Raw genomic sequence first — 7,150 nt, forward strand, 5'->3', positions numbered from 1 at the left:
CCTCCCCAACCTCGGCGGACGGCCCGGCGCGGGCGGGGCCGCGCCGGACCGCCACCTCCCTCGTGCGGTCTGCTCGCGGCCTCACGGCCGCTCGCAGGCGCACGCCGGTTCTGTTTATAAATTGTCGCGGCGGCGCTCTCCTTCCGTCCGCGTTCCGGCGCGACGCCCGAACTAATGCCCTTTTGAACGCGGGGACCGTCCGGTCAGGTATGACCGAGACCCTCAGGCTCGCCACGCGCGGGTCGGACCTCGCCCTCCGGCAGGCCGGGACCGTCCGCGACGCGTTGTCGAGCCGCCGACGCGACGTGGAACTCCGCCGCGTCGAGACCCGCGGCGACCAGATCCCCGACGAGCTGATCCACCGGCTCGGGAAGACCGGCGCCTTCGTCCGATCGCTCGACGAGGAGGTGCTCGGCGGCGACGCCGACCTCGCCGTCCACTCCCTGAAGGACGTGCCGACCGAGGGGATGGACGACATGGTCGTCGCCGGCGTCCCCGAGCGCGCGCCCTCGGGCGACGTGCTCGTCCACCCCGACGGGGTCGGGATCGATGACCTGCCCTCGGGCGCGGTGATCGGGACGGGCTCGCTCCGGCGGACCGCCCAGCTCAAAGCCGCGCGCCCGGACCTCGTCGTCGAGCCGCTCCGCGGCAACGTCGACACCCGGATCGAGAAGCTGCTCGCGCCCGGCCTCCAGGCGGAACACGAGCGCCGGCTGATCGCCTCGGGCGAGGCGAGCGCGATGACCGCCGAGGAGAGCGGTGCTGACGACGCCGAAGACGGCGCCGAGGACGCCGACAGCGACGACCCCGAGATCGACGAGGAGTTCGACCGCACCGTCGAGGAGTGGTTCGACTCGCTCTCCGACCTGGAGCGCTCGGCGATGGAGCGGAAGGTCGAAACCGAGTACGACGCCGTCGTCCTCGCGGAGGCAGGGCTCCGGCGCTCCGACCTGTTCCACGAGATTCCCACGACCCGGCTTCCCCGCGAGGAGTTCGTTCCCGCGGCGGGCCAGGGCGCCATCGCGGTGACCGCGACCGACCCGGACGTGATCGAGGACGTGCGCTCCGCGGTCGACCACCCCCGGACCCGGGTGGCGGTCACCGTCGAGCGGACGATCCTCGGGGAACTCAACGGCGGCTGCGTCGCCCCCATCGGCGTCTCGGCGCTCGTGCAGGGCGAGCACGTCCACACCCGCGTCCGCGTGCTCTCTACCGACGGCACCGAGGAGGTGGCGGACACCCGCGACCTCCCGATCCGGTCGCACGCGAAGGCGGCCGAGTCGTTCGCGGCGGACCTGGCGGACCGTGGCGCGGCCGATCTGATCGCCGCCGCCCGCGAGGAGGCCGAAGTGGACCAGGGGACCCGGCAGGAGGCGGACGATGAGTGAGGCGAAAAGCGAGGGCGACGACGGCGGGGAATCGGCCGACATCGGCACCGTCTACCTCGTCGGCTCGGGGCCGGGCGACCCGGACCTCATGACCGTGAAGGCCGCCCGGCTGATCGAGTCGGCCGACGTGGTCCTCCACGACAAGCTCCCCGGCCCGGAGATACTCGGAGAGATCCCGGCCGAGAAGCGCGAGGACGTCGGCAAGCGCGCCGGCGGCGAGTGGACCCCCCAGGAGTACACGAACCGACGGCTGGTCGAACTCGCGCGCGAGGGGAAGTCCGTCGTCCGGCTCAAGGGCGGCGACCCGTTCGTCTTCGGCCGGGGCGGCGAAGAGGCCGAACACCTCGCCGACGCCGGGGTCCCCTTCGAGGTCGTCCCGGGCGTCACCTCGGCGATCGCGGGGCCCGCAGTCGCCGGGATCCCCGTGACGCACCGCGATCACGCCTCCTCCGTCTCCTTCGTCACGGGCCACGAGGACCCGACGAAGGAGGAGTCGGCGGTCGACTGGGACGCGCTCGCCGCGACCGGCGGGACGATCGTCGTGCTGATGGGCGTCGGCAAGCTGCCCGCGTACGCCGCCGAGCTCCGCGACGCCGGGCTCGCCGGCGACACCCCCGTCGCGCTGGTGGAGCGCGCGACGTGGCCGGGGATGCGCGTCGCGACCGGCACCCTCGACTCGATCGTCGAGGTCCGCGACGAGGCCGGGATCGAGCCGCCCGCGATCACCGTGATCGGCGACGTGGCCGCGGCCCGGGACCGGGTCGTCGAGTTCCTCCGAAACGACGGCGGGCGGGGTGAGGAGGCGTGAGCGACGCCCCCCGCGTCGCCGTCTTCCGCCCGGCCGACGAGCGGATAGACGACGCCGCGGCGCTGCTGGAGTCGCTCGGCGCCGAGCCGGTCGCCGACCCGATGCTCGCGGTCGAAGCGACGGGGGCGGTGCCGGCCGCGGCGCCGTACGTCGTCCTCACGAGCAAGACCGGCGTCGAGCTCGCGGCCGAGGCGGGCTGGGAGCCGGGCGACGCGACGCTCGTCGCCATCGGCCCCGCGACCGCCGCCGCGGCGCGCGAGGCCGGCTGGACCGTCGACGTCGTCCCCGACGAGTACACCTCGGCGGGGCTGGTCGAGGCGCTCTCCGGGCGCGTCGCCGGCGAGGCCGTCGAGGTGGCCCGCTCGGACCACGGCAGCGACGTGCTGATCGAGGGCCTCCGCGACGCCGACGCGACGGTCAACGAGACGGTGCTGTACCGGCTGACACGGCCGGAGGGGGCGGGCGAGTCCACCGAGCGGGCCGCCGCGGGCGACCTCGACGCCGCCGCGTTCACCTCGTCGCTCACGGTGACTCACTTCCTCGAGGCCGCCGACGAGCGGGGGATCCGCGAGGCGGCGATCGCCGGCCTCGACGACGCGACCGTGGGCGCGATCGGCCCGCCGACCGCGGAGACGGCGGCGGAACACGGGATCGACGTCGACGTCGTTCCGGGGGACGCCGACTTCGCGGCCCTCGCCGAGGCGGTCGTGGCGGCGGCGACGGACGGTGACGTCGGTCCGGACCGGTAGTTCTCGGGACCGATACGTTCGCTCGCTTCGACCACACGGCCGGGAATCCGTCGCTCGGTGCGCTTCCGACGCGATCCGCCGCGTCCGCCCTGTCGCAAGGAATCAGATCAGATAATTTGGAACGCACATTTATTATCCGACAGGTGAGAAGCAATGACATGCAACCGAGCGAGCGCTGGTCGCTGCGGACCGACGACGAGGTGCTAGTCGTCGAGTTCCCACACGGAACGGGGCTTAGCCCCGCCGACAGCGAGGCGCTGCTCGATCGGTGGCGGACGGTCACCGCCGACCGCGCGGTCGACGCCGTCGTGATCCTCGTGCGGACGAGCCGGCCCTGCTCCGACGCCGGGCGGCGGGCGCTCCGGGAGTCGGCCCAGATCGCCGTCGCCCGCGGCGTGGACCGGTTCGCCGTCGTCGGCGAGCGCTCGAAGCGCCGCTACCTCAAGCGGACTATCGACGTCGAAGGGGTCGACACCGAGGCGTTCAACGACACCGACCCCGCGCTGGAGTGGGCGAAGCGTCCGTCGACCGCCGTCCCTTCCGCCGAGACGTCGTCGTAGGCGGGTCCTCGTTTCAAATAGAAGCCGGTGCCGGTTCGAGCGACGCCGGCCTTGCCCGAATCGCTGTACCGCGGTTAGCTGTCGCTGCCGGCGGCGGTCTCGTTTCCGGCACCGTCGGTTTCGTTTTCGGCGGCGCCGTCGCCGTCGGACCCGTCCTCGTCGCCGTCCGACCCGTCCGCTTCCTCGGTGTCGGCGGCGGATTCGTCCTCGTCGCTGTCCGACCCGTCCGCTTCCTCGGCGTCGGCGGCGGATTCGTCCTCGTCGTCATCGTCGTCGATCTCGTTGACGTCGACGTCCCGGCCCGCGACCCCGCTCCCGGAGATCACGGGTTTGAGGATGTAGCCGTTGTTCGGACCGCGCTTGACGACGTTGATGTCGAAGACGAAGCTGACTGGTTCGTCGGGCGTGACCTCGAACCCGTTCGTGATCCGGAGCTTCTCGCTCGGGAGCTTCACGTCGACTTCCCCGCCGTCGACGATCCCCTCGACGGCGGAGACGGAGAGCTCGATCTTCTCGTAGCTTCCCGCCGGAATTTCACCGTCGAACACGGCCATAGCGTCCTCCTCGATCACCCGCGTGAGGTCGACAGTGGCGCCGTCGAGGTCGACGACGGTGAAGCCGCGCTCCTCCGCGTCTCCGTCTTCGTCCTCCTCGTCTTCGTTCCCGTCGTCCTCCGCATCGCCTTCCTCGTCGTCCTCCGCATCGCCTTCCCCGTCGTCCTCGTCCGCGGTTCCGTTCGGCGGGTCGTTCTCCGCTTCGGTCGCGTTCCCGGCCTCTTCCGAGCCGTCGTCCTCACCGTCTGTCTCTTGTTCGTCGGGCTCCGCGTCCTCGTCGTCATCGTCTTCGTCGTCGTCCTCGTCCCGTGCCTCGAAGATCCGAGCCTCGTCGAGGGTGACGTTCAGCTGATCGAAGTCGCCGATGTCGGCCGGCGCGTCGCTGATGAGGAGCCGGAAATTACCGGTGAGCGTCTGCGACCCGTCGGAGCCGTCCGAGCCGTCCGAGCCGTCCGACGAGGGGAGCGCATCGTCGCCGGCGCAGCCGGCGAGTAGCGTCGCGCTCGCGCCCGCGCCGAGCGCCACGAACTCACGTCGTCCGAAGCCGTCGGCGGGGGTGTCCTGAGAGCGGTCGTCACCTGTCGTCCGCGGTCGGTCCGTCATGGTGGTTCACCCAACGCGCCCCGGACGGGTATATAACGGAGATTCTCAGCCCGAATTAATGCGGATCAAACCGCTTTCAATCGTCTGGATTAGCCGGATAGACACCGACGAGAGACGTCTGAGCGACCGTTCACGGATCGGCCGTGTCGATGCCCGCTTCGTCGACCACGCGCTTCGCCTGTCGGGTCGCGCGCTCGCGGACCGCGTCGGCGTCGATCCCGACGTGCTCGCCGCCCTCGTACCGGACCTCGCCGTCGACCATCGTGAAGACCACGTCGTCGCCGTGAGCGGCGTACACGAGATGCGAGAGCGGGTCGTGGATCGGCGTGGCGCGCGTCCGGTCGGTGGTGAGCCCGATCACGTCGGCCCGGTGGCCCTCTCGAAGGGCGCCGAGTCGGTCGAAGCCGGCGGCGCGCGCGCCGTTCGTCGTCGCCATCTCCAACACGGTCGCGGCGGGGAGCCGGGTCGGGTCGCGCGCGTCGACCTTCCCGAGGAGGCTCGCCTGCCGCATCTCGGTGAACGGGTCGAGCGTGTTGTTGCAGGGCGGGCCGTCGTTGCCGAGCGCGACCGCGATCCCCCGGTCGAGGTAGTCGTGGACCGGGGCGATCCCGGAGGCGAGCTTCATGTTCGAGGAGGGGCAGTGGGTGACGACCGTGTCGGTCTCGGCGAGCACCTCTCGCTCGCGCTCGTCTGTGTGGACGCAGTGGGCGAGCGTCACGTCCGGTCCCGTGAGCCCGACCTCGTCGAGCCACAGGACGTTTCGTCGGCCCGTGTCGGCCGCTACCGCCTCGATCTCGTCCTCGTTCTCGCTGGCGTGGGTGTGGATCGTCACGCCCTCGTGGCGGTCGGCGAGCTCGCGGCAGCCCCGCAGGCACGCCTCCGTGCAGGTGACGGCGAACCGGGGGGTGACCGCGTACCGGATCCGACCGCCGGCGGCGCCGTGGTACTCCTCGACGAGCGCCTCGCTCTCGGCGAGCGCGGCGTCCGTGTCCTCTAAGAGTCCGTCCGGGGAGTCCCGGTCCATCAGCACCTTCCCGAGCCGCGCGCGGATCCCCGTGTCTATCGCGGCCTCGAACGCCTGCTCCGCGTGGTTGACGGAGAGGTGGTCGACGACGGTCGTCGTCCCGCTCTCGAGGCATTCGAGGTACCCGAGCTCGGCGGCGGCGCGGGTCGCCTCGGCGTCCATCGCGGCCTCCATCGGGAGCACGGCGTCGAACAGCCAGTCGAGCAGGGCGGCGTCGTCGGCGATCCCCCGGCCGAGCGACTGCACCGAGTGCACGTGGCCCCCGATCAACCCGGGCGCGACGAGGTCGACCTCGCGGCGCTCGTGGTCGGGGTACTCCTCGCGGAGGGCGGCGGCGGCGCCGACCGCGGCGATCGTCGCGCCCTCGACGACGACCGCGCCGTCGGGGACGACGGTCTCCGGATCGGCGATGACGGTTCCGGCGATCAACATGTCCGTCCGTTCCTGATGGTCGATTCTTAAGAGGGTGTCCTTCGCGGGTCGGCGGCGCTGGTCGCGGGTCGGCGGCGAGCGGCGCGGATCGGCGGCGAGCGGCGCGGATCGGCGGCGCTGGTCGCGGGTCGGCGGCGAGCGACGGCGACCGACGGAGCGGTCGACGCCGCGTTCTCCCGTCCGCTACTCCAGTTCCGTCTCGCGCTCGCGACGGTCACGGGAGTCGCGTCGGTCCGCGGCGTCGGCGTCGATTCGGCCCTTCAGATCCTCGGTCTCCAGCAGTCGGTCGAGCCGGCGCTCGAACTCCTCCTCGCCGATCTCGCCGGTGGCGTACCGCTCGCGGAGCGTCTCCAGGGGATCCCCGGCCGCCGCGGTCGTCGCGGCCGACGCACCGGCCGCGTCCCCGGACTCGACGAGCGGGAAGTCCTCGCCGAGCAGCAGCACGAGCGGGATGATCACGAAGAAGCCGAGGATGAACGTGGCGGGGATCAGCGGCCCCAACGCCCCCGGGAGGAGGACGGCGAACAGCGAGGTGAGCCCGAACGAGAGGACCGCGACGAGCCCTATCAGCCGCTTTTTCTCGAACGTCGGGAGGGACATACGCGGGAGATTCCGACGAACCAACAAAAGCGTACTGCCGGCGGTCCGCCGAGCGGGTCGACCGCGGCGGCGCCCGCGACCGACGGCTATTCGTTTCGGCCGCCCCCAGCCGGATCCGTGCTCAGATACGTGACGACGAACCCCGGGAAAGTGCGTGAGGCGGAGCGGTACCTGCCGGACGGCTCGGTGGAGCGACTCGACTTCGACTACACGGAGATCCAGGCCGACGGGCTCGGGCCGATCGCCGCGCGGGGCGCGCGGGAGGCGTACCGCCACGCGGGCGAGTCGGTGCTCGTCGACGACGCGGGGCTGTTCGTTGAGGGGCTCGACGGGTTCCCCGGTCCGTACTCCTCGTACGTGGAGGAGACGCTCGGGGTCGAGCGCGTCCACGAGATCGCCGCCGGCCTCGACGACCGCCGGGCCGCGTTCCGC

8 protein-coding genes are annotated in these 7,150 nt (G+C 71.9%); 5 read left to right on the forward strand and 3 right to left on the reverse strand.

Annotated features, from left to right (window positions below):
- Positions 1-209: 209 nt before the first annotated feature.
- The 4 genes from hemC to DJ75_RS08040 all read left to right on the forward strand — a co-directional run bounded on the left by hemC (position 210) and on the right by DJ75_RS08040 (position 3,505).
- Positions 210-1,388: a hydroxymethylbilane synthase gene (hemC, locus tag DJ75_RS08025; RefSeq protein ID WP_094523981.1), complete on the forward strand. Its 1,179-nt coding sequence runs from the start codon at positions 210-212 to the stop codon at positions 1,386-1,388.
- On the forward strand, positions 1,381-2,196 hold the full coding sequence (gene cobA, locus DJ75_RS08030; RefSeq protein ID WP_094523982.1) for a uroporphyrinogen-III C-methyltransferase: 816 nt from the start codon (positions 1,381-1,383) through the stop codon (positions 2,194-2,196). Before hemC ends, cobA begins: the two co-directional genes overlap by 8 nt.
- The gene (locus DJ75_RS08035) at positions 2,193-2,945 is read left to right on the forward strand and encodes a uroporphyrinogen-III synthase (RefSeq protein ID WP_094523983.1); all 753 of its coding nucleotides are present in this window, start codon (positions 2,193-2,195) and stop codon (positions 2,943-2,945) included. Before cobA ends, DJ75_RS08035 begins: the two co-directional genes overlap by 4 nt.
- Positions 2,946-3,103: 158 nt before the next feature.
- Positions 3,104-3,505, forward strand: a complete 402-nt coding sequence (locus DJ75_RS08040; RefSeq protein WP_094523984.1) for a hypothetical protein — start codon at positions 3,104-3,106, stop codon at positions 3,503-3,505.
- Between the two features lie 74 nt (positions 3,506-3,579).
- On the opposite strand, the gene DJ75_RS08045 is transcribed toward DJ75_RS08040, so the two are convergent.
- The 3 genes from DJ75_RS08045 to DJ75_RS08055 all read right to left on the reverse strand — a co-directional run bounded on the left by DJ75_RS08045 (position 3,580) and on the right by DJ75_RS08055 (position 6,718).
- The gene (locus tag DJ75_RS08045; protein WP_094523985.1) at positions 3,580-4,662 is read right to left on the reverse strand and encodes a DUF4382 domain-containing protein; all 1,083 of its coding nucleotides are present in this window, start codon (positions 4,660-4,662) and stop codon (positions 3,580-3,582) included.
- A 130-nt stretch (positions 4,663-4,792) separates the two neighbouring features.
- Positions 4,793-6,118, reverse strand: coding sequence for a 5'-deoxyadenosine deaminase (locus DJ75_RS08050; RefSeq protein WP_094523986.1), 1,326 nt, complete (start codon positions 6,116-6,118; stop codon positions 4,793-4,795).
- A 183-nt stretch (positions 6,119-6,301) separates the two neighbouring features.
- Entirely contained in the window at positions 6,302-6,718 is a 417-nt protein-coding gene (locus DJ75_RS08055) for an SHOCT domain-containing protein (RefSeq protein ID WP_094523987.1), read from the reverse strand.
- 117 nt (positions 6,719-6,835) lie between these two features.
- On the opposite strand from DJ75_RS08055, the gene DJ75_RS08060 reads away from it, so the two are divergent.
- On the forward strand, positions 6,836-7,150 hold a 315-nt coding region (locus DJ75_RS08060), incomplete at its 3' end, for a non-canonical purine NTP pyrophosphatase (protein WP_275542255.1).

This window comes from Halorubrum sp. Eb13 (genome assembly GCF_002252895.1).
GTDB lineage: Archaea > Halobacteriota > Halobacteria > Halobacteriales > Haloferacaceae > Halorubrum.

Excerpts from the sequence above, each read along its gene's own strand:
- hemC (WP_094523981.1), top strand. The coding sequence starts at position 210 with ATGACCGAGACCCTCAGGCTCGCCACGCGCGGGTCGGACCTCGCCCTC.
- cobA (WP_094523982.1), top strand. The coding sequence starts at position 1,381 with ATGAGTGAGGCGAAAAGCGAGGGCGACGACGGCGGGGAATCGGCCGAC.
- DJ75_RS08040 (WP_094523984.1), top strand. The coding sequence starts at position 3,104 with ATGCAACCGAGCGAGCGCTGGTCGCTGCGGACCGACGACGAGGTGCTA.
- DJ75_RS08045 (WP_094523985.1), bottom strand. The coding sequence starts at position 4,662 with ATGACGGACCGACCGCGGACGACAGGTGACGACCGCTCTCAGGACACC.
- DJ75_RS08050 (WP_094523986.1), bottom strand. The coding sequence starts at position 6,118 with ATGTTGATCGCCGGAACCGTCATCGCCGATCCGGAGACCGTCGTCCCC.
- DJ75_RS08055 (WP_094523987.1), bottom strand. The coding sequence starts at position 6,718 with ATGTCCCTCCCGACGTTCGAGAAAAAGCGGCTGATAGGGCTCGTCGCG.